Annotated in this window: 23 protein-coding genes; 13 read left to right on the forward strand and 10 right to left on the reverse strand. The window is 60.7% G+C overall.

The window, feature by feature from the left end; all coding sequences use genetic code 11:
- Positions 1-27: 27 nt before the first annotated feature.
- The 4 genes from secG to NKJ91_RS28055 all read left to right on the forward strand — a co-directional run bounded on the left by secG (position 28) and on the right by NKJ91_RS28055 (position 4,128).
- Entirely contained in the window at positions 28-480 is a 453-nt protein-coding gene (secG, locus tag NKJ91_RS28040; protein ID WP_254817294.1) for a preprotein translocase subunit SecG, read from the forward strand.
- 199 nt (positions 481-679) lie between these two features.
- Complete coding sequence (locus NKJ91_RS28045) at positions 680-1,801, forward strand: L,D-transpeptidase family protein (RefSeq protein WP_352458117.1); 1,122 nt, start codon at positions 680-682, stop codon at positions 1,799-1,801.
- Positions 1,802-1,948: 147 nt separating this feature from the next.
- Positions 1,949-3,577: a CTP synthase gene (gene pyrG / locus NKJ91_RS28050; protein ID WP_352458118.1), complete on the forward strand. Its 1,629-nt coding sequence runs from the start codon at positions 1,949-1,951 to the stop codon at positions 3,575-3,577.
- A gap of 11 nt (positions 3,578-3,588) precedes the next feature.
- Positions 3,589-4,128 (forward strand): DUF1697 domain-containing protein, encoded by a 540-nt coding sequence (locus NKJ91_RS28055; protein WP_352458119.1) that lies wholly within the window; start codon positions 3,589-3,591, stop codon positions 4,126-4,128.
- A 30-nt stretch (positions 4,129-4,158) separates the two neighbouring features.
- Here the strand turns inward: NKJ91_RS28055 and NKJ91_RS28060 are convergent, their stop codons facing one another.
- From NKJ91_RS28060 to NKJ91_RS28070, 3 genes are all read right to left on the reverse strand, one after another.
- Positions 4,159-5,616 (reverse strand): NCS1 family nucleobase:cation symporter-1, encoded by a 1,458-nt coding sequence (locus tag NKJ91_RS28060; protein ID WP_352458120.1) that lies wholly within the window; start codon positions 5,614-5,616, stop codon positions 4,159-4,161.
- A 194-nt stretch (positions 5,617-5,810) separates the two neighbouring features.
- Positions 5,811-6,203 (reverse strand): MmcQ/YjbR family DNA-binding protein, encoded by a 393-nt coding sequence (locus NKJ91_RS28065; RefSeq protein WP_352458121.1) that lies wholly within the window; start codon positions 6,201-6,203, stop codon positions 5,811-5,813.
- Between the two features lie 27 nt (positions 6,204-6,230).
- Positions 6,231-6,923, reverse strand: coding sequence for a TetR/AcrR family transcriptional regulator (locus NKJ91_RS28070; RefSeq protein ID WP_352458122.1), 693 nt, complete (start codon positions 6,921-6,923; stop codon positions 6,231-6,233).
- A 136-nt stretch (positions 6,924-7,059) separates the two neighbouring features.
- Here NKJ91_RS28070 and NKJ91_RS28075 point away from each other — a divergent pair, with 136 nt between their 5' ends.
- From NKJ91_RS28075 to NKJ91_RS28085, 3 genes are read left to right on the forward strand one after another with little or no spacing between them, the layout of a single operon-like run.
- On the forward strand, positions 7,060-8,070 hold the full coding sequence (locus NKJ91_RS28075) for an efflux RND transporter periplasmic adaptor subunit (protein WP_502903642.1): 1,011 nt from the start codon (positions 7,060-7,062) through the stop codon (positions 8,068-8,070).
- 6 nt (positions 8,071-8,076) lie between these two features.
- The gene (locus NKJ91_RS28080; protein WP_352458123.1) at positions 8,077-9,318 is read left to right on the forward strand and encodes an ABC transporter permease; all 1,242 of its coding nucleotides are present in this window, start codon (positions 8,077-8,079) and stop codon (positions 9,316-9,318) included.
- On the forward strand, positions 9,315-9,986 hold the full coding sequence (locus NKJ91_RS28085; protein WP_352458124.1) for an ABC transporter ATP-binding protein: 672 nt from the start codon (positions 9,315-9,317) through the stop codon (positions 9,984-9,986). Before NKJ91_RS28080 ends, NKJ91_RS28085 begins: the two co-directional genes overlap by 4 nt.
- A gap of 17 nt (positions 9,987-10,003) precedes the next feature.
- Here the strand turns inward: NKJ91_RS28085 and otsB are convergent, their stop codons facing one another.
- The 4 genes from otsB to NKJ91_RS28105 all read right to left on the reverse strand — a co-directional run bounded on the left by otsB (position 10,004) and on the right by NKJ91_RS28105 (position 15,990).
- Positions 10,004-10,765 carry a trehalose-phosphatase gene (gene otsB, locus NKJ91_RS28090; RefSeq protein WP_352458125.1) on the reverse strand — a complete coding sequence of 254 codons (762 nt, stop codon included), beginning with the start codon at positions 10,763-10,765 and terminating at the stop codon, positions 10,004-10,006.
- On the reverse strand, positions 10,762-12,543 hold the full coding sequence (locus NKJ91_RS28095; protein WP_023674969.1) for an alpha,alpha-trehalose-phosphate synthase (UDP-forming): 1,782 nt from the start codon (positions 12,541-12,543) through the stop codon (positions 10,762-10,764). Before NKJ91_RS28095 ends, otsB begins: the two co-directional genes overlap by 4 nt.
- Before the next feature lie 175 nt (positions 12,544-12,718).
- On the reverse strand, positions 12,719-14,881 hold the full coding sequence (locus NKJ91_RS28100) for an amylo-alpha-1,6-glucosidase (RefSeq protein WP_352458126.1): 2,163 nt from the start codon (positions 14,879-14,881) through the stop codon (positions 12,719-12,721).
- Positions 14,882-14,928: 47 nt separating this feature from the next.
- On the reverse strand, positions 14,929-15,990 hold the full coding sequence (locus NKJ91_RS28105; protein ID WP_352458127.1) for a glycosyltransferase family 4 protein: 1,062 nt from the start codon (positions 15,988-15,990) through the stop codon (positions 14,929-14,931).
- Here NKJ91_RS28105 and NKJ91_RS33900 point away from each other — a divergent pair.
- Positions 15,976-16,548, forward strand: a complete 573-nt coding sequence (locus tag NKJ91_RS33900) for a DUF982 domain-containing protein (RefSeq protein WP_502903643.1) — start codon at positions 15,976-15,978, stop codon at positions 16,546-16,548. The genes NKJ91_RS28105 and NKJ91_RS33900 overlap by 15 nt on opposite strands.
- Here NKJ91_RS33900 and NKJ91_RS28115 read toward each other — a convergent pair.
- Positions 16,530-16,988, reverse strand: coding sequence for a hypothetical protein (locus NKJ91_RS28115; protein WP_352458128.1), 459 nt, complete (start codon positions 16,986-16,988; stop codon positions 16,530-16,532). The genes NKJ91_RS33900 and NKJ91_RS28115 overlap by 19 nt on opposite strands.
- A 94-nt stretch (positions 16,989-17,082) precedes the next feature.
- On the opposite strand from NKJ91_RS28115, the gene NKJ91_RS28120 reads away from it, so the two are divergent.
- The 5 genes from NKJ91_RS28120 (at position 17,083) to NKJ91_RS28140 (ending at position 19,892) form a co-directional block, all read left to right on the forward strand.
- Positions 17,083-17,361, forward strand: coding sequence for a hypothetical protein (locus NKJ91_RS28120; protein WP_352458129.1), 279 nt, complete (start codon positions 17,083-17,085; stop codon positions 17,359-17,361).
- A gap of 232 nt (positions 17,362-17,593) precedes the next feature.
- The gene (locus tag NKJ91_RS28125; RefSeq protein WP_352458130.1) at positions 17,594-17,761 is read left to right on the forward strand and encodes a hypothetical protein; all 168 of its coding nucleotides are present in this window, start codon (positions 17,594-17,596) and stop codon (positions 17,759-17,761) included.
- Between the two features lie 263 nt (positions 17,762-18,024).
- Positions 18,025-18,249: a hypothetical protein gene (locus NKJ91_RS28130; protein ID WP_352458131.1), complete on the forward strand. Its 225-nt coding sequence runs from the start codon at positions 18,025-18,027 to the stop codon at positions 18,247-18,249.
- A gap of 215 nt (positions 18,250-18,464) precedes the next feature.
- A complete protein-coding gene (locus tag NKJ91_RS33905; RefSeq protein WP_502896501.1) occupies positions 18,465-18,719 on the forward strand; it encodes a DUF6894 family protein in 255 nt (84 codons plus the stop codon).
- A gap of 441 nt (positions 18,720-19,160) precedes the next feature.
- Positions 19,161-19,892 (forward strand): TylF/MycF/NovP-related O-methyltransferase, encoded by a 732-nt coding sequence (locus NKJ91_RS28140; protein WP_352458133.1) that lies wholly within the window; start codon positions 19,161-19,163, stop codon positions 19,890-19,892.
- Between the two features lie 141 nt (positions 19,893-20,033).
- On the opposite strand, the gene NKJ91_RS28145 is transcribed toward NKJ91_RS28140, so the two are convergent.
- Both NKJ91_RS28145 and NKJ91_RS28150 read right to left on the reverse strand, forming a co-directional pair.
- Positions 20,034-21,542, reverse strand: coding sequence for a hypothetical protein (locus tag NKJ91_RS28145; RefSeq protein ID WP_352458134.1), 1,509 nt, complete (start codon positions 21,540-21,542; stop codon positions 20,034-20,036).
- Between the two features lie 10 nt (positions 21,543-21,552).
- Complete coding sequence (locus NKJ91_RS28150) at positions 21,553-22,761, reverse strand: class I SAM-dependent methyltransferase (protein WP_352458135.1); 1,209 nt, start codon at positions 22,759-22,761, stop codon at positions 21,553-21,555.
- Between the last annotated feature and the right edge of the window lie 1,422 nt (positions 22,762-24,183).

Here is a 24,183-nt window from a genome sequence, read left to right on the forward strand (position 1 = left end):
CCGCACAAGGCCTTGCCAGGGTAAATTATGGAAACCGTACTGATCGTCGTCCACCTCATGGTCGTGCTCGCGCTTGTCGGCGTGGTGCTGCTGCAGCGCTCCGAAGGCGGCGGCCTCGGCATCGGCGGCGGATCGGGCTTCATGACCGCGCGTGGCGCCGCCAATGCGCTGACGCGGGCGACGGCGATCCTGGCTGCCGCTTTCTTCGTCACTTCGCTGACACTGTCAATCGTTGCGCGCTATGGCGAGAAGCCGATCGACATTCTCGATCGCGTGCCGGCGACCTCGGACGGAGCAGGCAAGGGCGTACTCAACCAATTGCCTGGAACCACGACGCCGACGCCGCCTTCGGGCACCACGGCGCCGACCCCGCCGTCCGGCAATGGCGCGGCAACGACGCCGCCGGCAACCGCTCCGGCGACGCCGCCAGCGACAAACGGCGCCACCGCGCCGGCCACGCCGCAGGTCCCCAACCAGTAATAGGGCAACTTATGCCGCGATCTGTTGTCGTTTGAACACAGTCGCGGCAAATGCCGCACGATCACGAAGATTCGACTGCGCCTCACGCTTGAGGCGCTTCCGGCTAATCGATTATACGTTGCACGCGGCATTCTCGGCGTCCTTGGGGGGCGCCGGGCGACGCCGTGGGCAACAAGCATTGAACGATCGGATCTTCCCCATGCAGCTTCGCAGCTTCATTTTTGCCGGCCTTTGTGCCGTGCTCAGCGTAGGTGCGCCCGCTTACGCGGCCATGCCGACGGCAAACTCGGCCCACAAAGCCGCAACAACAACCGACGTCGTCAAGGTCGCTGCCAAAAGCGATGCAGCGCAATTGAAGCTTCTCAAGAAGAAGAAAGATCCGACGCCGGACGACCTTGCGCAGATCCGCAAGATCGAAGCCAAGATCGCAGCCGACAAGGAAGCCGCTCGCGCCAAGGCACTCGAAGCCAGGAAGCTGGCGATGCGTGAGGCGGCGAAAGCCAAAGCCGATGTGGAACGGCAGGCGTTCCTTGCCAAGAAGAGCCAGCCGCTCGCAACGGCCAAGGTGGCTGACGCCACGCCGGCCAAGAAGAAGACCGTCAACATCATCGAACCGATTACGCCCATTGCGCCGATCCAGTCGGCCGAGCCGATCCCGGCCGAGGCCATGAACGTTGCGCTGACCGGCAACAATGGCGAGTTGCGCAGCGAACCGGTCGGGCAGAAGCCGCAGAGCGTCGGGCTGTTCGCGGGACTGTTCGGCGGCACATCCTCTTCGTCGATGTCGCTGCTTCCGGAAACACGCGCGCTCGACGCCGCGCTCGAAAGGAAGCAGGCCAAGCGGCAGTTCAAGGTCAAGGCGGAATTCGTGCCGCAGGAGGTCGAATTCACCGGCTACAACCCCGGTACCATCGTCATCGATACCAGCGCCCGTCGTCTCTACCTCGTCGAATCATCGTCAACCGCCCGCCGTTATGCCATCGCGGTCGGCCGGGAAGGCCTGCAGTTCAAGGGTACGGTTGCCGTCGGGGACAAGCAGGAATGGCCGCGCTGGATTCCGACGCTGGATATGCAAAAGCGCGAACCCAAGCACTATGGCCAGTACAAGGACGGCATGCCCGGCGGCGGCGACAATCCGCTCGGTGCGCGCGCCATCTATCTTTACGACGGCAAGAAAGATACCCACCTGCGCATTCACGGCACCATCGCGCCGCAGTCGATCGGAACCAGCGCCTCCAATGGCTGCTTCCGCATGATCAACGAGCACGTCATGGACCTTTACCGCCGGGTGAAAGTAGGCACCAAAGTCGTCATCATCTGACGCTTTTACAGATCGTGCCAAAAGGGCCGGCCTCGCCGGCCCTTTTGTTTTGATACGCCAACGACCAGAGCGCCTTCTTGGGAAAAAGCCTTCGCGGCGGTTTTTTCTCTGGCGGAATCAATTCGGCCGCGTTAAGCGATGACTCCCATGGCGCGATATGTATTCATCACAGGCGGCGTGGTTTCCTCACTTGGAAAAGGCATTGCTGCAGCGGCCCTTGGGGCTCTCTTGCAGGCGCGGGGCTATCGCGCACGCATCAAAAAGCTCGATCCCTATCTCAATGTCGATCCCGGCACGATGTCGCCCTATCAGCACGGCGAAGTCTTCGTGACCGATGACGGGGCCGAGACCGATCTCGATCTTGGCCATTATGAGCGCTTCACCGGCCGCTCGGCCAACCAGCAAGACAACATCACCACCGGCCGGATCTATAAGAACATCATCGAGCGCGAGCGGCGCGGCGACTATCTCGGCGCTACCGTGCAGGTCATTCCGCACGTCACCGACGAGATCAAGAATTTCGTCCTCAACGGCAATGACGACTACGATTTCGTGCTGTGCGAGATCGGCGGCACCGTCGGCGACATCGAAGCGATGCCGTTCCTGGAGGCGATCCGCCAGCTCGGCAACGACCTGCCGCGCAACAACGCCGTCTACGTCCACCTGACCTTGATGCCTTACATTCCGACGGCAGGCGAACTGAAGACCAAGCCGACGCAGCATTCGGTCAAGGAGTTGCGCGGCATCGGCATTGCACCCGACATACTGCTGGTCCGCGCCGACCGGCCGATCCCCAAGGAAGAGCGCAGAAAGCTGTCGCTGTTCTGCAATGTCCGCGAAAGCGCCGTCATCCAGGCGCTCGACGTCCCGCATATCTACGACGTGCCGATGGCCTATCACAATGAAGGGCTGGATTCGGAAGTGCTGGCCGCCTTCGGCATCGATCCGGCGCCGAAGCCCCGCATGGAACGGTGGCAAGCGGTGTCCAACCGCATCCACAATCCGGAAGGCGAAGTGACCATTGCCGTCGTCGGCAAATATACCGGCCTCAAGGACGCCTACAAATCGCTGATCGAGGCGCTGTCGCATGGCGGCCTCGCCAACCGGGTCAAGGTCAAGCTCGACTGGATCGAAAGCGAGATATTCGAGAAGGAAGACCCGGCGCCGTGGCTGGAGAAGGTCCATGGCATTCTCGTCCCCGGCGGTTTTGGCGAGCGCGGCTCTGAGGGCAAGATCCTGGCGGCGAAGTTCGCGCGCGAACGCAAGGTGCCGTATTTCGGCATCTGCTTCGGCATGCAGATGGCCTGCATCGAGGCGGCGCGTTCGCTGGCCGGCGTCGAGCGCGCATCATCGACCGAGTTCGGTCCAACCGAGGAGCCGGTCGTCGGCTTGATGACCGAATGGCTGAAGGGCAACATGCTGGAAAAGCGCAGGGAAACCGGCGACCTTGGTGGTACCATGCGGCTCGGTGCCTACCAGGCCGACCTCGCCAAGGGATCGAAGATCGCCGAGATCTATGGCGATACCCAGATTTCCGAACGCCATCGCCACCGCTACGAGGTCAATGTCGACTACAAGGAGCGGCTCGAGGATTGCGGCCTGGTGTTTGCCGGCATGTCGCCGGACGGCGTGCTACCGGAAACGGTCGAATATCCCGGCCACCCCTGGTTCATCGGCGTGCAGTACCATCCCGAGTTGAAAAGCCGGCCGCTCGATCCGCACCCGCTGTTTGCCAGCTTCATCGAGGCGGCGGTAGAGCAGTCGCGGCTGGTCTAGACTAACCGCCCATGCAAACTTACGTCGCGCTGCTCTACAGCATTGTCCTGGGCGAGGGGCGGCGGGTCGTCATGTCCGATCTGAAGGCGATGGCCGAAGGCCTGGGTCTGAATAAGCCGCGCACGCTGGTAGCGACCGGCAATCTGGTCTTCGAGGCGCAAGAAACAGAACTTGCGGCGTTGGAGCAGCGGCTGGAGGCGGCGTTCGCAAAGATTTTCGGCCGCCACGTCGACATCATCGTGCGCCGCGCCGACGGCTGGCTAAGGCTGGCGGCCGGCAATCCGTTCCCAGCTGAATCGGCCGAGGCCGCGGACCAGGTGGCGGTGCGCGTGATGCGAGCGCCCGTTCCCGCCGAGACCGCCGCGGCGCTTGAGGCATATGCCGGCAAGGACGAGAAGCTGCGGATTGTCGGCGGCGACATCTGGATCGTCTTTTCCCGCGAGATGCCGAGTTCGCGGCTGCTTGCGGCGGTGAGCCACAAACGCCTCGGCATCGGCACGTCGCGCAACTGGAACACCGTGCGCCGCCTGGCCGAAATGATCGCAGAATGAACGGGGCGGCTCGCGCCGCCCCGAGTCTGTTCAGGCCTTGGCTATCCTGGCTCCGGCACCGAGTGCCATCGTGCGCAGCACGTAGTAGATGACGCCGGCAATTGCCACGCCGAAGAACCAGCCAAAGACGCCCCACCATGACGGCAGCAGGCTGGTGAAGTTGGGCAGGATCGAGGAGAAGACCGCGCCGATACCGGCGGCGATGAAGGCATTGACATGCCAGCCGCCCTGAAAGCGGAATTCGCCATTCTCCCTGTAGAGTGCCTCGACGTCGACCTCGCCCTTCCGGATCAGGTAATAGTCGACCATCATCACGCCGAAGATAGGCCCCATCGTCGCGCCAATGATGTTGACGAAGGAGGCGGCACTGCCTTCCCAGGGCGCGAATGGATAGAGCACCAGCGCGATCAGCGCCGCGATGTAGCCGCCCTTCTTGAAGTCGATCTGGCGTGGAAAGACATTGGAGAAATCGAAGGCCGGCGACACGAAGTTCGCCACCACATTGATGCCGAGCGTCGCCACCGCAAAGGTCAGGGCTGCGAGCGCCGCCAGGAACCAGCTGTCGAATTTCGCCGAAATCTGGTCGGGATGCAGCAGCACCTCGCCATAGACGTCGAAGGCGGCGATCGTGGTGACGCCGGCGACCAGCGAGAACAGGATAAGATTGACCGGCAGGCCCCAGATGTTGCCCTTGCGCAGCGATGCCTTGTCCGGGGCGTAGCGCGCGAAATCGCAGAAGTTGAGATAGAGCGCGGAGAAATAGGTCACCCAGATCGCGGCCACCGCAAACAGCGAGGTCCAGGAGCCCGGCGTGCCCGGCACGCCCGCGTCCTTTGTCTTTTCCAGCAGCACATCCATCGGGATGTCGCTGGTGAAAGCGAAGGTGCCTGCCTTGATGCAAAGATAGATCGCCAGGATCAGCATCATCACCCACACCGCCGGTCCGGCCCAGTCCTGGAAGCGGCGCACCGTTTCCATGCCTTTCTGGATGATCAGGAGCTGCAGCGCCCAGATGACGGCGAAACAGATCACCTCGAGCCCGGAGTGGCCGAGGAAATGGGTGCCCTGGTTGAAGTCGGCGAACCATTGCGAGCGGATCAGCAGGGCTACGATCGCCCCGGAGGCCGCCGCCGTCTGCGCGCCGTACCAGAAGCAGGCGACGATGGCGCGCACCAGCGCCGGTATGTTGGCGCCCCAGATGCCGAAGGAGGCACGCGCCAGGACAGGGTAGGGCACCCCGGTCTTCACGCCGGCATAGCCGACCATGTTCATCAACGCATAGATGATCAGCGAACCGATACCGATGGCGATGATGAAGTTGACGAAGCCGCCGCAGAACAGGAACAGGCTGGCAGCGAGATAGTAGCCCCACAGGCTGTGGACGTCCGACGTCCAGACGTTGAAGATCGAGAACGGTCCCCAGTTTCGAACCTTCGCCGGTGCGAGATCCTCATTGTACAGGTCCGGTGATGCGCCTTGTATGGTCATTGCTATGTCCTCCCCTTGTTACCGCACGCGCCTCCACGCATGGCACGCAGGTTAAGCCTGACGCAGGGGAACCGGCAAGCAGACGATTTGCCGGCTTTGGCCTTAAAGTCATTCAATGAGAAACGCGCTTATCGGCATGGCGTCGTTGAGCTTCTAGCGCCGGCGGTTCGGTGGGGTGACACCGATCGCTCGACCTAAGCTCCAGAGTCCACCTTGTGCGTGATCAGGGCGGCAAGCTTTTTGGGCGCTTGTGCGCGATAACTCTCATCGAGCCATGACTTCAGTTGTCCCATCGGTGGCAGTTCGTCCGGTGCTGGTTCGAACGTCACCCATCCGCTCTTGCCAAGGCCGTACTCCGTCGGCGACGCATAGTGGAGCTTTCTCGCCTCGTCGCCGCTGTAGGGGAGTTTGAGGGAGATGCTGAACGGTTCGCCTTCCAGGCTCAAATAAGCAAAGGTCTTGCCTTTCACCGCGAGATCGTCGTGACCAGGCCACGGACTCTTTGTCTCTGCGCCTGGATAGGTGAGGCCGAAGGCGCGCAGTTCCTTGAGAACGGTATCGGTCGAAGCGCGCGATTTCCTACTCATCAACTCTCCTCCATCGCTGTCAGCGGCTTACGGTCCGGCTTCGAGAAAAGCCCGGGCAAAACCGGGCTGCACGGCTTCTATCGTTCCATCGGGCAACTTCAAAAGCCGGTCGATTGCGATGCCGTAGAGCCGCAATCGGCCCTCGAGCAGCCGCGCTGCTTCGTCGATATTACCCTGTTCGGCCTGTAGCAGGGCGCGGTGCATCACGTCCCGAAAGGTCAGCCGGAGTTGCAGGAACATCTCGGCAAAAGCTTGCGGGTCGGGCACGTCGAGAATGCCTTCCTCGCTTCCCTTCCTGAGCAGATTTGTGATTATCGGCTCGGCCAGTTCCCTGGCCGCCTGGTCGACCCGATGGAAGAGGGCAAGGTTCTCGGGCCGGAACACGACGAAGAACGTTTTTCGCAATTGCGGGGCAAGCTCGATGTTCAGCCGTCGCGAGCCGGCAAAGAGTGCATTGAGCCGGCCAATCCCATCGAGTGACGGGTCGTCGAGGACGGGTTGCAGCTCGGCAAGGCTGTCACGTGCGAGACGTCTGGCGAGCGCCTCCAGCAGGGCCTCCTTCGACGCGAAATAGTGATAGAACGCACCCTTCGACAAGCCGGCCTCGCGGATGATGTCGTTCACCGTCGTGTTGTCGTAGCCATGCTCGAAGAAAAGCCGCTGGGCACAGTCGAGGAGCTCGGCGGATCGTATCTCCGGCGGCTTTATCACTCGGGGCAAAATCGACCTCATAAAGTACAGGGGGCAAGAGGAGCACGAACCGTTTCTTTATGCAACTTTTATAGACCGACGGTCGGTCTAATGCTATGTCTGCCACCGCTCCGACGTTCGCATTCGATGGTGGAAGGAGAGCTTCTTGCGACGGATACGCTGGACTGTCGGCATCGTTCTTGTCGCGGCGACTGCTGCTTTCGGCGCTTGGTATGTGTGGCAGCCGGCCAAGGTTTCGATCGTGACGCCACAACGCGGCGACGCGGCGGAGATCGTTTACGCGAGTGGCTCGGTCGAGCCGCGAACCTGGGCCAAGGTGACTCCCGTTGTCCGCGAGAGGATCGTCGAGCAGTGTAATTGCGAGGGGTCGAGGGTTGCACAAGGCGATGTGCTCGCCAAGCTCGACGACAGCGAGGCCCGGGCTGTGCTTGGCGAGATCGAAGCGCGTCAAGCACTCGCCCAAGAAGAGCTCCGGCGGCTGACCGTGCTTGCCGAAAGGCGTGCGGCAAGCCAGCAGGCGCTCGATCGCGCGCAAAGCGAGCTTGGCCAGATCGAAGCGCTGGTTGCCGGACAGAAAGCGCGGCTCGACACCTACGTCTTACAAGCGCCGAGCGCCGGCGTCGTGCTCAGGCAGGACGGCGAGGTCGGTGAGGTCGCCGAACTCGGCACGGTGTTGTTCTGGGTCGGCGAGCCGAAGCCGCTCCTGGTGGTCGCCGAGGTGAACGAGGAGGACATTCCACGGGTCGAGATCGGCCAGCGCGCGCTGCTTAAATCCGATGCGTTCCCTCGGCAGAATCTGGAAGCGGTGGTCGACAGCATCACGCCCAAGGGAGATCCGGTGACGAAGACCTATCGCGTCCGCTTCCGCCTGCCGGACAATACGCCGCTTCGTATAGGCATGTCGACCGACGTGAACATCGTCATCCGCGTTTCGAAAAATGCGCTGTTGATCCCGTCGGTTGCGGTGGATGGGAACAAGGTGTTCGTAGTCGAAGGCGACAAGGCCTGGCGGCGTGAAATCCGCACGGGCATTCGTGGCACCAATGGCGTCGAGGTACGGTCAGGCATCGACGAGAAGGCCAGCATCGTCTCGCCCTATCCCGCTGACCTCGGCGACGGTGCGCGCGTGAGCATCGCCGCCGCGCAGGAGAGATAGGCAACGATGGCGCTGATCGTCGACATTGCCGTAACGCATATCGCCGGCCGCGGCCGCCAGACGCTGGTCGCCATAGTCGGCGTCGCGGTGGGTGTCGGCTTCTCAATTGCGATGGCAGCGCTGATGCAAGGCGGGCAGGACGATTTCGTCAAGCAGCTCGTCGACACGATGCCGCATGTCGACATCACCGACGAGCAGCGCACCGCCCGCCGGCAGCCGGCCGAGGACTACTTCGAGACCGTCGCCATCTCCGGGCTCCGGCCACGCGACGATCGGCGCGGCATCATCAATCCGACCGCCGCGACCTCCCGGCTGGAGAGCTGGATTCCCGGCCGGTTCGCAGCAAGCCTCAAGACTCAGGGCGTGATCCGCTATTCCAGCCGCGAAGTGGGCGCAGCTATCATCGGGGTCGATCCGCAGCGCGAGACCGGCGTTTCACCGATCGTCGGAGAGTTCGTCGAAGGCAGCTTTTCGGCACTTGCCGCGGGCGGCAACAACGTGCTGATCGGCAACACGATGGCGAGCCGGCTCGGTGCCGGATTCGGCGATACGATAACGGCGGTCTCCTCGGAAGGGCTGACGCGCAATTTCAAGATCGCCGGCCTTTTCCACACCGGCACCACCGCGCGCGACGAAGGCGAAGCTTATGTGCTTTTGAAGAACGCGCAGATTCTCTCAGCGCGGCCAAACGCCATCAACGAGATCCGCATCAAGCTCGACGACCCCAACCGCGCTCCCGCGGTGGCGCATCGTGCAGAGGCCGAACTGGGCTACAAGGCCGTGGCGTGGCAGGAGGCCAATGAATCGATCCTCGAAGCACTCGTCGTGCGCAACGTCATCATGTACACCGTCGTCGGCGCGATCATGCTGGTTGCTGGCTTCGGCATCTACAACATCATCTCCACCATCACGCACGAGAAGGCGCGCGACATCGCCATCATGAAGTCGCTTGGCTTCCCGGAGTCCGACATGCGCCGGCTCTTTCTGCTGGAAGGCGTGGCGATCGGCGCTGCCGGCTCTGTGCTCGGCGGGGTGCTTGGCTTCTCCATGACCTATGCACTGTCGCTGGTGCGTTTCGAGATCGCCGCGACTGGCCAGGAGATGACCCGGCTGCCGATCGCTTGGAGCTTGATGCACTACGTGATCGCGTCGGCTTTCGCGCTGGGCTCGGCGGCAGTGGCCGGCTACCTGCCGGCGCGCCGTGCGGCGCGCCTGAACCCCGTCGAGATTATCCGAGGCGCGTCATGAGCGCACTCATCGAGACCGAAAAACTGACGCGCGTGTTGCCCGAGACGGTTCCCGTCACGCTGGTCAAGGACATCACGCTCGCGATTAACGAGAGAGAATTCGTCGCCATCACCGGACCCTCCGGCTCCGGCAAGTCCTCGTTGCTCTATTTGCTCGGGCTGCTCGACCGGCCGACCGCTGGGACGTTGAGAATAGGCGGCCGCGACACCGAGCCGATGAATGAAAGGGAGCGCGCGCAGACACGGCTTTCGACGCTGGGCTTCGTCTTCCAGTTTCATTTCCTTCTGCCGGAATTCACGGCGCGCGAAAATGTAGAAATTCCAATGCGCAAGCTTGGTCGGCTGGCCCGACCCGTGATGCGCGAACGGGCTGGCGAGTTGCTGTCATCGCTGGGGCTCGGCGAACATCTCGACAAGCGGCCGGACCAGCTTTCGGGAGGCCAGCGTCAGCGCGTCGCGGTGGCACGCTCGCTCGCCAACGACCCGCCGCTTATCCTGGCAGACGAGCCGACGGGGAGCCTCGACAGCAAGAGCTCGGAGCAGGTGTTCACAATCCTGCAGAATCTGGTGCGCGAACGCGGCAAGACGGTCGTGGCAGTCACGCATGACCTGGACATGGCCGCACGCATGGATCGCCGCATTCACATGGTGGACGGGAAGATCAGCTGAACCGGGCCACGGCGCGATCAGGCCACCGCCGACGTCTCGAAACTGGCCTCGAGCCAGGCTATTGCGCCGGTCACGTCGTCGAGGGCATAGTTTGCGGCCGTCGGTCCGTTCGGCTTCACGCGGATGGAGATGCCGCCAATTTTATTGATCGCCTCGAAACCGTGTTCGTCCGATGTATCGTCTCCGAGGAATATCGGCCGCCGGCCGACAAAGGGCGGAATGTCCATGAAACGCCGGATGGCAGCACCTTTGACGGCTTCCAAAGGCATGAGCTCGACGCCGGCGTTTCCCGGAAGCACCCGATAACCCTTCGGAAGCCGGGCCAATGCCTGTTCGACGAGCTGGATTGCGGGTGCAAGCAGTTGCGGTGCTGCTCTTGTATGAACGGCAAGGACCGGCCCCTTGCGCTCGACATAGACCTTGCCGCTGCCGAGTTCGGCCTCGATCTCGTCCGCAAGGGCGGCGATGTCGGCCGGCGCGTCGGCGGCATCGATCGGACCGCTCGGCGTCAGCCGGTGCTCCAGCCCATACAGTCCGGCGATCCGCAGCTTCAGCGGATGGAATAGCTTGTCCACGGCGGGAATCGATCGGCCGGTGATGAAGGCGACCGCACCATCCAGCCGCCGCTCGATGCGTTCCAGCAGATTGCGCAATTCCTCGCCGACGAACACCGCGTCGGGATGGGCAGCGTGTTCCAGCAGGGTTCCGTCGATGTCGAGGAAGAGCGCCCATTGCCCTTCCGACAGGTTCAACGCCAGCGGTTGTTCAAAGCTTTTCACGACGCTGCCTTCCGAGCCCGCTCGAACATCGAGATGACGTTGTTGGTGTTCGATGGCGGGCGCTCGCCGGTTCCGGTCACCCTGTCGAGATCGCCGCGTTTGCGCAGGCGCGCGGCGTCCAGCAGCATACTGCCGGCCCAGCGGTAGACATTGTTGTCGCGGACCATCTCGCGCATCGGCCGCAAACGTTCGCGCTGCTCTTCCGGCGTCATCGTCAGCGCCTGCAACAGCGCCTCGCTCATCATGGCCGCATCGTAGGGGTTGACGATCAGCGCTTCCAGCAGTTCGCGCGAGGCACCGGCGAAGGTGCTGAGCAAAAGCACGCCCTGTTCGTCGTCGCGCGCTGCGACGAATTCCTTGGCGACAAGGTTCATGCCGTCATGCAGACTGGTGACCATACAGATGTCGGCGGCGCGATAGACCTCGTAGACCTGCTCCTGCCGATGATGTTCGGCGACCATCAGGATAGGGCTGTATGTCTCGCTGCCATAGCGCCGGTTGAGCTCCTCGGCACAGCGGCGGCATTCGTCGTGGAGTTGCTGGTAGGCGGGCAATGTCCCCCGGCTCGGCGCGGCGATCTGCAGGAAAACCACCTTGCCTATCCATTCGGGATATCTCGTGAACAATTCGTCCAAGGCATGGAAGCGATCGAGAATGCCTTTCGTGTAGTCGAGGCGCTCGACGCCAACGCATAGTTTGGTATCCGCAGACAGGCCGAATCTGTCGCGCACGCTGGCGCGGCACTCCTCCACAGACGGCAGTTTTGCCAGCAATTGGGCCGGCCATTCTATGGAAATGGGATAGGCGTGGACCAATGTGGTCTGCCCACCATAGGAGATTGCCGCGTCTGCCCGTTCGATCCGGCTCTCCAGAAAGCGGTCGACACTTTCGGTGAAGTTGTTGGCATGGAATTGGGTATGAAAGCCGATGATCGAACTGCCGAGCAGTCCTTCCAGGATCCGCTCACGCCACGGACAGATGCTGAACACTTCCGAATTGGGCCAAGGGATGTGCCAGAAGGTGATGACTATCGCGTCCGGCAGGCGCTGGCGAATCATGCGTGGCAGCAGCGCAAAATGGTAGTCCTGCACCAGCACGATCGGCCGTTCGTTGCGGGCTTCGGCAACCACCGTATCGGCGAATTTCCGGTTGACGGCCTCGTAGGCGTCCCAGTCCGAGGCGCGAAACACGGGGCGGGTGAAGGCGATATGGCAAAGCGGCCATAGGCCCTCATTAGCGAAGCCCAGATAATAGCCCTGATATTCCTCCTCCGTCAGCCAGACCCTGCGCAGCGTGTAGGACGGATTGCCCGGCGGCACCTGCACCCGGTCGTCCTTGTCGACGGTGAGGCGGTCTGCCGTGCCGCCGCCATAGGCGATCCAGGTGCCGGCACAGGCGCGGGTGATGGGCTCGAGTGCCGAAACCAGCCCGCTGGCCGGCACCAAAAGTTGGACCCCGTCATCCTTGATGTTGTGGATGTAGGGTTCGCGGTTGGACACCACGATGACCTGTGCGTCCGGCAGGTCGTCGGCCAGGATCTTGCGCAAAGTGTCGGGCGACCATGTGACCAGTGCCGCATCGGCCGACTGGCCGTTCTTTTCGAACTCGCGCAGCACCTTGCGTGCCGCTTCCGACGCGACATCCTCGCTCGGCGTGTATGCGGCCGCCGTTGCGCGGCCGCGACGCTGGCGGGATATCGACAGGAGAATGGCAAAAGCGGAAAAGCCAAAACTTGCAATCAGCAAAACCCAGAGCAGGTTTACAGTATAATCTGACATGGAATGTGATCTCGCCTCCGGCCGGTCGATAGCCGTTTTTTTATTTGTTTTCTGGTTCGCCGCCGTATGACAACGACAACGTCCCCGCGCCATTTTTGCAACGCACAAACAGGCTATCGGTTCCGGACGATTGCAATGCCGCGCGTCATTTTCGATGCGCCGCAGCGCGGCGGCATCAAGTACGCACGATGAGCGGCACCATCCCCTCATACCGATCGGCGAGAAAGGCGACGACCCGGTCGCCGACACGCTGGAATGTGAGGTCGACCACTGTCGAGCCGACGCCTAGATGCCGCAATGTCAGCGTGTCGATGCCGATCGGCAGCCTTGGGCGGGTGACCCGGATTTCGCTGTTCCAGCCGTCGATTTCGAGCCCAAGGCAGGCCTGCATCAGCATGAAGGCCGATCCCGCCGACCAGGCCTGCGGCAGGCACGCGACGGGATAGGCGATGGGCGCTTCGCCCGGCGACCGGGTAAAGCCGCAGAACAGTTCCGGCAGCCGCATGTTGAAATGGACAGCCGATTCGAACGTGCCGCTCATCAGCCTGACTACGCTGTCGCGCACGCCATAACGTGCCAGGCCGGCACCGCACATGGCGGTGTCGTGCGGCCAGATCGAACCATTGTGGTAGGACATCGGATTGAAGAATATCGCATCGTCGGCCAGCGTCCTCACTCCCCACCCAGAGTGGAACGACGCAGAGAGCAGCTGATCGGCGACCATCTGCGCCCGTTCCGGCTCGGGCAGCCCGACAAAGAGAAGATGGCCGGCATTCGACGTCCGTACCTTGCAGAGCTCGCCTGCACCATCGATCGCCAGTGCATAGAAATTGAGATCGTCCATCCAGAAATGGCGTTCCACCGCGGCGCGCATGGTTTCGGCCCGTTCCTCCCAATGATCGGCCTTGTCGTCCTCGCCGCGGCGGCGGGCGAGGGCCGCCAGCCCACGGAACGCGGCAAAGACGTAGCCTTGCACCTCGACCAGGGCGATCGGCCCCTTGGGCATGCGGCCATCGGCATGGAAGACGGAATCGAAACTGTCCTTCCAGCCCTGGTTGGCAAGGCCGGTCTCGGCGCCGCGCTGGTAGGTAACGAAGCCGGTCGCGCGGCTTGTCTCCTCCGTCCATTCGGCCGCTGCACAGAGCGATGGCCACAGGCCGTCGACGAACGCCATGTCGCCGGTACGATCCGCATAGGCGCAAGCGAGATGAATGTAGAGCGGCGTGGTATCGACGCCGCCGTAATAGCGGCCGAACGGGAGCTCCCGCAGTGCCGCCATCTCGCCCTTGCGGGTCTCGTGCATGATCTTGCCCGGCTGCGAATCGCTGAACGGCGACGTTTCGGTCGCCTGATGCTGGGCGAGAAAGGCGAGTACGCCGCGCGCCAGCCCAGGATTCAACCACAGCATCTGCAGTGCGGAAATCACCCCGTCACGGCCAAATGCCGTCGAGAACCAGGGTATGCCGGCATAGGGGTAAGGTCCGGTTGAAAGCTCGGTGGTCAGCAACGCCACGTCCGCGCGCGCGCGTTCGATCCAGTCGTTGAAGACGCGGCCGGAGCTGTGCACCGTCGCGCCGTGGCGGCGTTTGGCGCGCATGCCGAAGCGAGCGCGGGCGGCGGCAGCCCGAAAACGGTCGCGGTCGGGTGTCTCCGCCACTTCCGGGCCGACCTCGATATAGAGGACCTCGCTGCTGCGCTTCGTCACCGCAACCAGGAAATCCGCGCGGCTGGCGGTCAAATTGTCCGGCGCCTGCGAGAACGAGATCGCCGACAGGCGCACGAGCTGGTCCAGCCCGTCATATCGAAGCACCACGGATGTCGGACTGGTCTCGGCGGCGTGGGCTATTCCGCGCTTGAGCCGGGTCGAACCGCGCACCTCGAACATGTCGCGGAAATCTGCTGCGAAATGCAAGGAAACCCGAATGGCCGACGATTCCTGGCTGTAGTTGGAAAGGGTGATGCGCTCGAACAGCCGGTCCTGCCAAAGCAGCCTGACGCGTTCTATGTGGATCGCGCCCTGCGGAATGTCGCGACCACCGACACTCTGGATCGGCAGATTGGTCAGGTTCGAGGTGAAAAGCACATTGTCCTGGCTGAGCGAGGCGCCGAGCAACGACATTTGCCGGCCACCGACCGTCAGCCGGAATTCCGAAAGCACACGCGTGTCGTCTCGGAAAAAGCCATCGCCGGCGCCGCGGATGTCGCCATAGGCGTCGGCCACCGCGAAGCAGTCGGCTTGCTTGAGGGCGAACAGCCGGTGCGGCTCCCGGGGCGCAACCTCGTCGAGGGAGGCAAGGGCTACGGCGGGATCAAGCTTACGCTCGTCGAGTTGATTCATACGTCACAAGCTCTGTCGTTTCGTTCCAACGTCCACAATGACGCCGATCAGGACGCTCTGGCTTCACCGGGAGTACCGATCAGGCGCGCATAGGCAGCCACATAGTCGTGGGCCATTCTCGTGGCAGAAAAACGGTTTTCGAACACGGATCTCACCTGTCGCCTGTCGAGGCGCAGCAATTCCGGTATCGAGGTGACTGCGGCATCGACCGTATCGACAAGGAAACCGGTCACGCCGTGGTCGATGATCTCCGGCAGGGCACCGCATTTCCAGGCGATTACCGGCGTGCCACAGGCCATAGCCTCTATCGCGGCAAGACCGAACGGCTCCGGCCAATCGATCGGAAACAGCAGGCCGGCCGCCTTGCCGAGGAATTCCGCTTTTCTGTCCTCTTCGATCTCGCCGATATAGTCGACACGGTCGCCGTCGATCAGCGGCTCGACCGTGTCGTGGAAAAAAGGGCGGTCGTCGTCGCCGATCTTTGCCGCAAGCTTCAGTTTCAGCCCGGAGCGCAAGGCGATCTCAATGGCACGGTCCGGGCGCTTGTCGCGCGACAGCCGGCCGAGAAAGGCCAGATACGGCTCGTCCGCATTCGTCTCGAAAGTCGGCTCGTAGATATTGATCGGCAGCCCGTGATGGATGGTCGCCAGCCAATTGGCCCTGGGTAGCCCGGTTCTCTGGCTGCGGGAAATGGAGATCATCGGAAAGCGCGGAAAATGTTCGTAGGCCGGGGCCAGGTCGACATAGTCGAGCCTGCCATGCGGTGTCGTCACCGTCCGGTCAGGCATGTGTTCGAAGAAAGGAAAATGCAGGAAGTGGCTGAGATGGAAATGGATGATGTCGAACTGTTGCGCGCGGCTCCTCACCTCGGCGAGCATCGAGAGATGCGCCGCCGTTTCGGATTTGTGCGGGCGAGAATCGAGACGGAGCGCGCGCTCGCGACACGCCACCAATTTCGCCGACGTCTTGGTATCGCCGCTGGCGAACAGGGTCACGTCATGGCCAAGCTCGACCAATCCTTCGGTCAGATAGGAGACGATGCGCTCCGTCCCTCCATAGAACCGGGGTGGCACGGATTCATGGAGCGGCGCCACATGGGCTATTCTCATGTTTTGGCATTTCCCTCAAAAAGACTGCTCGTGGCATCGAAATGCATCAGCCGCGCTAACGTTCCCGTACAATGGCAAGATGTCACCCAATTGGGGCAAGATGTCACCCAATTGGAGCTGCCGGGCGCGTCCACCGCTGCTCGTCTCGTGCAGCCAACATTTTTCAGGCCAAGCCCTCTTTTGCCGGGAACCAAAGTCGGGTTCGCGAGTTTAGTGGGGTTCGATCGCACGCATCCGGTCGACGGGGAGGAAATGATGGACCGCTTGCAATTCTTTTCGCCCGTGCGGGTTTTGCGCGGACAGGGACAGCCTGTGGAGGAGATCGACAGCGTTGCCGAAGCAATGGCATTCTTGCGAAAATGGCCGGCGGGGCGGCGCGGGCCGGTTTACCAGTGCGCCGTGAATTGCTGCGCTGCGGCCATCGCCGGCCGGATGTCGGCCGAGGAAGCGAGAAAGGCTTTTGCCGGCTTCGCCCGGATCACCCGCCTGCTCGAGGGCGATCGGCCGTTGCCGATGAGCGGCGAGGATCGGCATCGCGATCACGCCTTGAGGCGATAGCGCCGACTGCCGCAGATGGTCCGAGCAAGGGTGGCATTCAGCCGGAGCGCCCGATCGGCGACCGACGAGCAGCGCCGGCAAGGTGTCGTAGAGCGTTGCCCAGTAGGGGCGTAAAACTCACGCCGGTATTCCGGCACTATCCAGTAGACTGCGGCAATGGTCGTGAGCGTAACGATGAAGCCGATGAGCTTGCGCACGACACGCTCGACTTCAAGCGCTCGCATCGGCTTCGCCTGCAATCCCGTTGAACGCCTTCGAAACGTCTGGAAATAAGCCGTGTCGACCGCGATCATTGCTGCAGTAGTAGCTGCAATGACAGTCATGGCCTGCAAATGCACAGGCCAGCTTCTGTCGGCGAGCATCGCGACGGTGAGCGCAAGACCAAGCAATCCTGCAAGGTCGGTGAGGGGCGCGGTCGCCGATTTCGGTCGGAGCGTCATACTACTACTCCCGTTGTCGTGAGGATCGATCGTCGTTGCCGGCCGCGTGGTCGCCGCCACGGTTCAACTCGAGTGGCGCCGCCACCGGAGCCGCTTGAGCAGCCGCTACACTCCGCCGCTGCCGTTAGACCCGCCGCTGCTTGTTCCGTCGTTGCCGCCACTGGATCCGCTGCTGCCGCTCGAACCGCTGCTGCCGCTTGAGCTGCTGGCGCCGCTCGATCCGCTGCTGCTTGAGCCGCCGATAGGCCCCTTGCTCGCCTTCTACAGACCGACCTATGGCAAATCAAAGTCGCTTCGGTTGTCTCGGGGTAAGGCCCGTGATGACCATTGCGGTTGCCGTGGCCGCCATGGTCATCATTGTGAACCGGAGTAAATTCCGAAATTGTACATAGATACCTCGCTTTCTGACGCCTCGCTTCTCGGGCTCGCGCCCAAGCGTCCTGATTGTCGAGTGGGCGTTTGCGACAGCCCGCATACGGATCGCTTACGCCTCAGCGGTCGGGGCTCAGGGTCGGCATAAAAGTTGGACGAAGCGCAGACAATGGTGCCGCATTGCGGTATTTCGACCGGAAAAGGCCAAAGATGCACTTTTGGGGGAATGGATAATGTCGAAACGGCTTAGACTGGTGCTGGGAACGGTCGGCGCAATTGCCGTCGCCATTGTCTGGGGGATCGTCGCCACGTCGATGGGTGTGCCATCGATTCTGATCACTGTAGGAGCGGTCGCGATCGGCGCGGGCATCTACAGCTATGTCGATCGAAGCCGAAGCTGATCCGGTTATCAGGCTACGGGCATAGCGCAAAAATCCCACGGTCGCAGACTGTCTGCGGCAATGCTCAGTGTACGAAAATTACCAACGACAGCGTTCTGTGGAACGAGTGGCCTGCCGAAGCTATTGTGGTGGCGGTCCGAGACGCCCCCGCCTCGGGTCATTGGCTCACCCAGCCGAGTGGTCCGCTGCTACCCAATGGCAGCGGACCTTCATCCGGAGGACAGACCCGGAAGACGGACATTGTGCCGAATCGAGGGAGGACGATGGTCGTTGACGAGATTGCCGCGCGGCGCCTGAAAATTCTGCTCAAGCAATACATGGAGACCAGGAAGAGGCGCCACGATGCGGTTTCCACCGCAGCGGCTGAGATCGCGATCAGGGCTGTCATGCCGAATTGCCCGGTCTCCGGAAAAGCCCCGGACAACATGATTGCGGCATGTGCGTTCGAACACGGGCTGGGGGTGCTGTTCGATCGACCTGACGCATGAAGGCCTAAACGCCATGAATCCCAACGCCAAAATCGCACGGTGCTGTCGTGCACAAATCCGACGCTGTTCCTGAGGCGCTCGCGACTAAAGCGCATCGCGCCGATCAGCCTCATGCGACGCGCTTTAAGTGCTTGTTTTTGTACATGTCGTTGTCGCAAAACCGCTGCACACTTTTGCGCGACATGCATTAGAGAAACCGACCCACCGGAGGAGCCATGCCGAGATATTTTTTCCATTTCCGAAACAATGAGGGCCGCTTGACGGAAGATTTCGAGGGTCAGGAGTTGGACGGTTTGTCCGCGGCTCAGGATAACGCAATGGCTTCGGCCAAGGAAATCCTGGCCGAGGGCCTGCTCAGCGGCAGCCCGGTCCTGACAGGTCTTTCCTTCGAAATCTGCGACGAGAACCGGAAGCTGCTTTTCCGATTTCCATTCTCGGAAGCTGCCGAAAAGGCCGGCGCTCGACCGTGATTGGCCAAAAGCCCCACGATGCGGGCGAGCTTTGATCGAGCCTGGCTGAAAACCGCATGTCGCGGCAAGACGGTCGTTGGTGCAAATCAGCACCATTCGACGCGCATCTGCTTTAGGGCGTTGCCTTGCTGCGCGCAAATATGTGATGAAGAGGCGCGGCGCCGTCGTTTGCGGCGCGCAGCGCAAACGGGGCGGGTATTAACTCCCGGCTGGGAATCGACTAACTTCCGAACTGGCCAGGGCACGTGACCGTGATCTTGAGTCGCAGTGCATGGCGTCCATTCCCGATGTTGGCTTATTACGAGCGACGGAAGGCGCTTCCTTGCGGCAATAAGGCCACGTCCTTCAGCCGGAACTCGACGTCATTCGCGTCTGATGCCGGCAGAGCTTCTCTTCTGTCCGTGTTATGAACATACCGAATGATGGAGGATACGGATGAAATTGAGAGACGCGGCACTTGCTGTTATTTCGAAAAAACGCAGAGGCGCGGTTTGGTACAAGGTCTCTCAGAAGAAAGCCGACAAATACGGCTTCTATGTCTATTCCAGCCACATGGTCTGGAAGGATCAGTCATTTTTCCGCAAGGCGCTGCAGCGAGTCAAAAACATCCGCGGGATTCCAGATCCGCGAGCTTTCGTTCTGCAAAGCTGCTTGCGATCGATCGAGCGTGTCGACGGCGATGTGGCCGAATGCGGCGTAAGGCAAGGCCGGTCGACGATATTCATGCTGATGAGCGATCTTCGAGCACGGCACTACCATCTTTTCGATTCGTTCGCAGGCTTGTCGGAACCGACCGCGGAGGATCGCAAGCAAAACGGCCGAACGTCATGGAAGTCCGACGATCTCAGCACCGACGAGACAATAGCCAGAGAGAATATTTCAGGCGTCAGCAACACCACGTTTCATGTCGGATGGATACCGGAAACTCTTTCAGGCGTAGCCGACCGACGTTTCGCCCTGGTCCATATCGACGTCGATCTATACGAGCCGACACGTGATGCGCTTGCCTTCTTCTACGATCGAGTGTGCGCGCATGGCCTGATCATATGCGATGACTACGGCTCTGCGCTCTGTCCTGGAGCCCGAAAGGCCTTTGACCAATTCTTCGAAAGTCGCCCGGAAGGCATCATCGAACTTCCGACGGGACAGGCAATTGTCGTAAAGGCAAGCTAGCGCTGGATGGCCGCGGCTGCGTCACGGCAATTGCTGACGGTGGCTGTGGGCCGCGGATCGCGTTTATTGGAGGCTCCAACTGAGGCAGGACGGTTCAGCCGACAACCCTCAGTGCGCTTACCGCGAACTCGCATCGCAGTCTTACCGCCCCGGCCCGGACGGACTTAGAACCAGCGCTTCGAATTCATCGTAGCGATCGGGGCAAAGCAGCCTGACATAGTCGAGCGCCTGCAGCGAATTGTCGCTCGAGTGCAGAGCGTTCAGACGCTTCTTGTCTGCGAGTTGCGCGGTCCGTTTTCTTAATTTTTTCTTCAGCAAAAGACGTTTGTTATCGACAAAGGCGCGTCCGATTTCCACCTGCTCGGGCATCGGCAATGGGTTGGGGTCAAACGTGACGATGAAATGGGCTGGCACGCCAGCCGGTTCGCTGTCTTGCGACGATGCCCAGTTGCCGCCACGAAAGAGCGAAGCAATTTCCATCCTCCGTTCCACGGGTATCATTTCGGACAGCTTGATGTCGAAGCCTTCCGCGGCAAGTATCGTTTCGATCGGACCAACCAGCTCGTATTTCAGCGCGGCTTCGCGGACGATGAACACGGCCAGGCCTGGCAAGTAGGATGACCTGACCGCATATCTCGACCGGACGAATTCGTTCGATCTTGCCACGAAATTGATCGTTTCGCTTTCGGGGAACCATTTCTCGCGCCGCAATAGCGCTTCCATGTCGCTCAACGTCCGAACCCGAGCGACGCCTGCCTTGTCGCAAAGCCGCATGAGCTCGGCAAACCGTGCTTCGTCGTCCCAGGTTTTCGGCAGTAGGGTTTCATCCTTGCCCAGCACTCCTGGCTGCCTGTGAAAAAGCAAATGATAGCAATAGCTCAACAGCGCGTCGGCTGGACACGGATGCCATTCGCCCCATTCGCCCCGCTCGCGCCGCGCAAGCAAGTCCAGGGCGCGGGCAGGGGGCAGATAAGCGACATTGCCATCCGAATGGCCCGGCACGCTAAACGGCGTATAGACGTCGAGGGGGATCGTGCCAAAACGCTCTGTCATTCGCCGCACCAGTTCGCCGGCATCGTCATTGTGGACCAGCAGATCGATATCGCCTGAAGTCGACGGATCCCTGATCTTTTGCGCCGACCGCAGCGTGCTGTAGCGAAGGTCCGCGACGGAACTGAACATGTCCACGATACCGCGGCCAAGCGCGGCATAGTATTTGGCGCTACGCTGCTTGCGCGCGACGTTCTCGAAGACAAGCCAGCGCGACCTGTGGCAGCTAGCGGCAGCCGGCATCATTACCTGCCCGCGCCAGGCGAGCCGCCCACGCCGCAAGTGATTTAGCAACAGAAGCCCGGCGAGAAACGAACGTGCGCTGGCCCTTACGAGCAAGAGCCTTGCCCCCCCTATATGCTTTAGATCCTTCGAGCGCAGCGCCATGGCGGACCGGCCCTCGAGCAGCACGACATCCGCATTGTTGCGACCGACATCTTTGGCGCTTCGATACGTCAGACGAAGTTGGTCAGGTGATGCCGGACCGTTGCCATAGATTGCGACATCGCGCGCACCAGCACCCCGGATCGCTTCGGCAAGCCCAGCGTCCCGCGGCAGAAAGATGGCGACCTTCTTCTTGTCGAAGACGTCGGAAGGCAACAAGTGGTTTCTAGGCGGGCTTGAGATCGTCGATGTCGCCATAATTTGCCGCGTGAATCCGTTGCCAATCCGCACTGTCGAAAAATTCGTAGTTTCCGTCGTTTCGAGCGAGCCGATGTCGATTGTGGTCCAGGGTGGCGCAGAACCGGAACCATTTGTCGTACCAGCTTGCCAGGAAGTCAGGGGAATCATACCGGACGTAAAGGCCTTCGTAGCGCACCTTGGCGTCCGGTTTCATCCGTTTCTTGTTCAACTCATTGGCGGCCAGTTGCGAACGGATACGCGCCTTGGGCGTCATCATCGTGAATATCGAGAGGTGTTCGGCGCAGCGAATGAATTCCGCCGCCGGATCGCGCTCATAGGTTCCAAGCGCGCGCTCATAAGGCCGAAAGAAATCATAGTGCAAAACGACATGATCGAGCGGGCCATCTGGCAGCCGCCTTATCTCGTTCGCGTCGGCTTGCGCGGTTACTCCCTCGGGCAAACCCAAGGACACACGAAACGCTTGATCGTTGATGAGCCGATTCTTGAACGTACTTTTTCCGGAACTGGTCGGTCCGGCCACAACGGTCAGATGCTTGATACGTCTTTTGGTAGCAACCACCAGAAAACTGTTTCGCGGCTTCGACGGGACAATTTGGACAGGTTCGAATGTCGCCATGTGCTGATTGAAGATCCCTTCCATCGCGGCGACGTTCGGTAGAAAGGTGCGCCCGGCGACTTCGTGCATCCTCCTGGCCCAGGGAACGTCGATAGCGGGACCGGGCGTCCGAAAGCGCGAAAACAACTTGCTGGGCTGGTTCGGCAATTCGAGAACCAGACGTTCGCGCGCCATCGCCGCCATTCGTCGCAAGGCATGGATCGGGTCGAACAGTTGTGGCAAGACGTTCAGGCAGGCGACGACATCGAAGCTTCCAAGATCTCCGATCCGCTCGAAATCCGCTTCCAGGTATTCAGGCGAGAGTCCCGTCTGCTCTGCTTTTTGCCGAGCAATCAGTACATTCTCACGAATGAGTTCAACTCCGACAGCCCGCGTCGCGCCGCGGCGAAGCGCCTCGAGACACAGTTCGCCATGGTGACTGCCAATATCAATAAAGGTCTTACCCGCTATCTTGTCGTTGAAGACGCTATCGTTGCGGAAGCCGGCATAGTCGGCGGCATCCTGCCGTGCAGCACCCAACACGGTAAGCATCTCGATCAGAAACTGCGTGACATGCATTTGCCCCACTGGCCGCCGCGAACTTGAAAAACGGGTTCGACCCCCCAATTGCCAATTGCCCGAAGTGTTCCACTAAAATAGCAATTTCGCAACAGGCCGGCTAACGAACTCGTGCAGAACCGACACAGGAAGCGGTTTTTAGCAATACGGGCGACATTGGTCCTGAGTATCTGGGTTAGGATGCGAGAAACTTCGCGACCGGGGCCGTTGGACCATCTGCCTTCAGGCTTTGGAACGAGCGCGAGTGAAGTTGCGGTCCATGGGAGTTCCTTTCTGTTCCTTTCTCGCGATTGCGTTTTCAGGGTTTTCTGGGAAGTGTCAATTTTGGGCGGATATCTGCTCGGCCCAAGGCCAGCGCCCGCTCCCCGTCAAGGAAGCCAGTCCCGCGCGGCTAGTGAAAAAAAGTTGTGGTTCATGTTCTCAGACAATCGCCTGCCATCGACGTAACTCTGATATGCGGCAGAAGCCCGAATTGCTTTCACAAACGCTGCAATCGTTTCAACAGATGTTATTTCGGCACTTTCGCATCGATGGGGGTCTCCGTCACATCGATCCGTTTGGCGGAAGCGAACTCGATCATGAAAGGTGCCGTAGCCTTGTTCTGGCGTATTTTCCCAATGCAGTCATTCATCGAATCGCCGAATCGGCATAGGGGCGTGGAGGTTATCTCCACGTCCCCTGCCACACCACCCCATCTCAGAACCAGAAACTGCAAGCTTTGGACATGCAGTGAAGGACGTTTGGTCTCGAGTGATTTCACCATTTGTCTTGCATCTCGAAGATGACTGGCTTGCACTTGAGCCTATCACCCAGACCGGGTGTTTCCCCGTCGCACTCGAGCAGAGAAACTTGTAACAAAAGAGCTCGGGTGGAACGGGCGTGACGAGTTTCGCAGGCGAACGGAGAAAGTAAGATTTCTAAGCGTTAGAATTTGGAAGAGAAAGTATCCTAACTTTGGAACAAGCCCGGCTTTCTTCTCGGGAGATTTTATACAGGAGTGCAGTGCACTACTGGTTCCGGATCTTGACCCAGAAAAGCAGCAGCGCGCCCACTATAATCGTCCGTTTACAGATTTTACTTCGCGTTACCAATGCCGTCTTTTGTCAGGGATTAAACAACCAGAAATGATCGTAGATATTGGCAGGAAGTGGCGCGAAAACCAAGGTGTATCAAAAAAATCAAAGAACGGCAGAAGTGTTTGGGACAACGCCATGCAAAATCGTTGAGATCGTCAGGCTGTCATTCGGTATCAGGCTAAATGCTCAGAATTCCTGGACGTCGCATCCGGAGTCAAATGCAGGGTTCAGAACTTGCCTATTAGTGTCCGTTCCAAAAAGAGTTGAGTGATTTCAGCAGGTTGTGATTCTGTCGGATTTGCGAGATTCGATGGAGATCACGATGGCCTGGACTGAAATCACCCGT

The sequence above is a fragment of the Mesorhizobium sp. M0040 genome, assembly GCF_040323505.1.
Lineage (GTDB): Bacteria > Pseudomonadota > Alphaproteobacteria > Rhizobiales > Rhizobiaceae > Mesorhizobium.

Excerpts from the sequence above, each read along its gene's own strand:
- secG (WP_254817294.1), top strand. The coding sequence starts at position 28 with ATGGAAACCGTACTGATCGTCGTCCACCTCATGGTCGTGCTCGCGCTT.
- NKJ91_RS28045 (WP_352458117.1), top strand. The coding sequence starts at position 680 with ATGCAGCTTCGCAGCTTCATTTTTGCCGGCCTTTGTGCCGTGCTCAGC.
- pyrG (WP_352458118.1), top strand. The coding sequence starts at position 1,949 with ATGGCGCGATATGTATTCATCACAGGCGGCGTGGTTTCCTCACTTGGA.
- NKJ91_RS28055 (WP_352458119.1), top strand. The coding sequence starts at position 3,589 with ATGCAAACTTACGTCGCGCTGCTCTACAGCATTGTCCTGGGCGAGGGG.
- NKJ91_RS28060 (WP_352458120.1), bottom strand. The coding sequence starts at position 5,616 with ATGACCATACAAGGCGCATCACCGGACCTGTACAATGAGGATCTCGCA.
- NKJ91_RS28065 (WP_352458121.1), bottom strand. The coding sequence starts at position 6,203 with ATGAGTAGGAAATCGCGCGCTTCGACCGATACCGTTCTCAAGGAACTG.
- NKJ91_RS28080 (WP_352458123.1), top strand. The coding sequence starts at position 8,077 with ATGGCGCTGATCGTCGACATTGCCGTAACGCATATCGCCGGCCGCGGC.
- NKJ91_RS28085 (WP_352458124.1), top strand. The coding sequence starts at position 9,315 with ATGAGCGCACTCATCGAGACCGAAAAACTGACGCGCGTGTTGCCCGAG.
- NKJ91_RS28095 (WP_023674969.1), bottom strand. The coding sequence starts at position 12,543 with ATGTCAGATTATACTGTAAACCTGCTCTGGGTTTTGCTGATTGCAAGT.
- NKJ91_RS28100 (WP_352458126.1), bottom strand. The coding sequence starts at position 14,881 with ATGAATCAACTCGACGAGCGTAAGCTTGATCCCGCCGTAGCCCTTGCC.
- NKJ91_RS33900 (WP_502903643.1), top strand. The coding sequence starts at position 15,976 with ATGGGCTATTCTCATGTTTTGGCATTTCCCTCAAAAAGACTGCTCGTG.
- NKJ91_RS28105 (WP_352458127.1), bottom strand. The coding sequence starts at position 15,990 with ATGAGAATAGCCCATGTGGCGCCGCTCCATGAATCCGTGCCACCCCGG.
- NKJ91_RS28115 (WP_352458128.1), bottom strand. The coding sequence starts at position 16,988 with ATGACGCTCCGACCGAAATCGGCGACCGCGCCCCTCACCGACCTTGCA.
- NKJ91_RS28125 (WP_352458130.1), top strand. The coding sequence starts at position 17,594 with ATGTCGAAACGGCTTAGACTGGTGCTGGGAACGGTCGGCGCAATTGCC.
- NKJ91_RS28130 (WP_352458131.1), top strand. The coding sequence starts at position 18,025 with ATGGTCGTTGACGAGATTGCCGCGCGGCGCCTGAAAATTCTGCTCAAG.
- NKJ91_RS33905 (WP_502896501.1), top strand. The coding sequence starts at position 18,465 with ATGCCGAGATATTTTTTCCATTTCCGAAACAATGAGGGCCGCTTGACG.
- NKJ91_RS28150 (WP_352458135.1), bottom strand. The coding sequence starts at position 22,761 with ATGCATGTCACGCAGTTTCTGATCGAGATGCTTACCGTGTTGGGTGCT.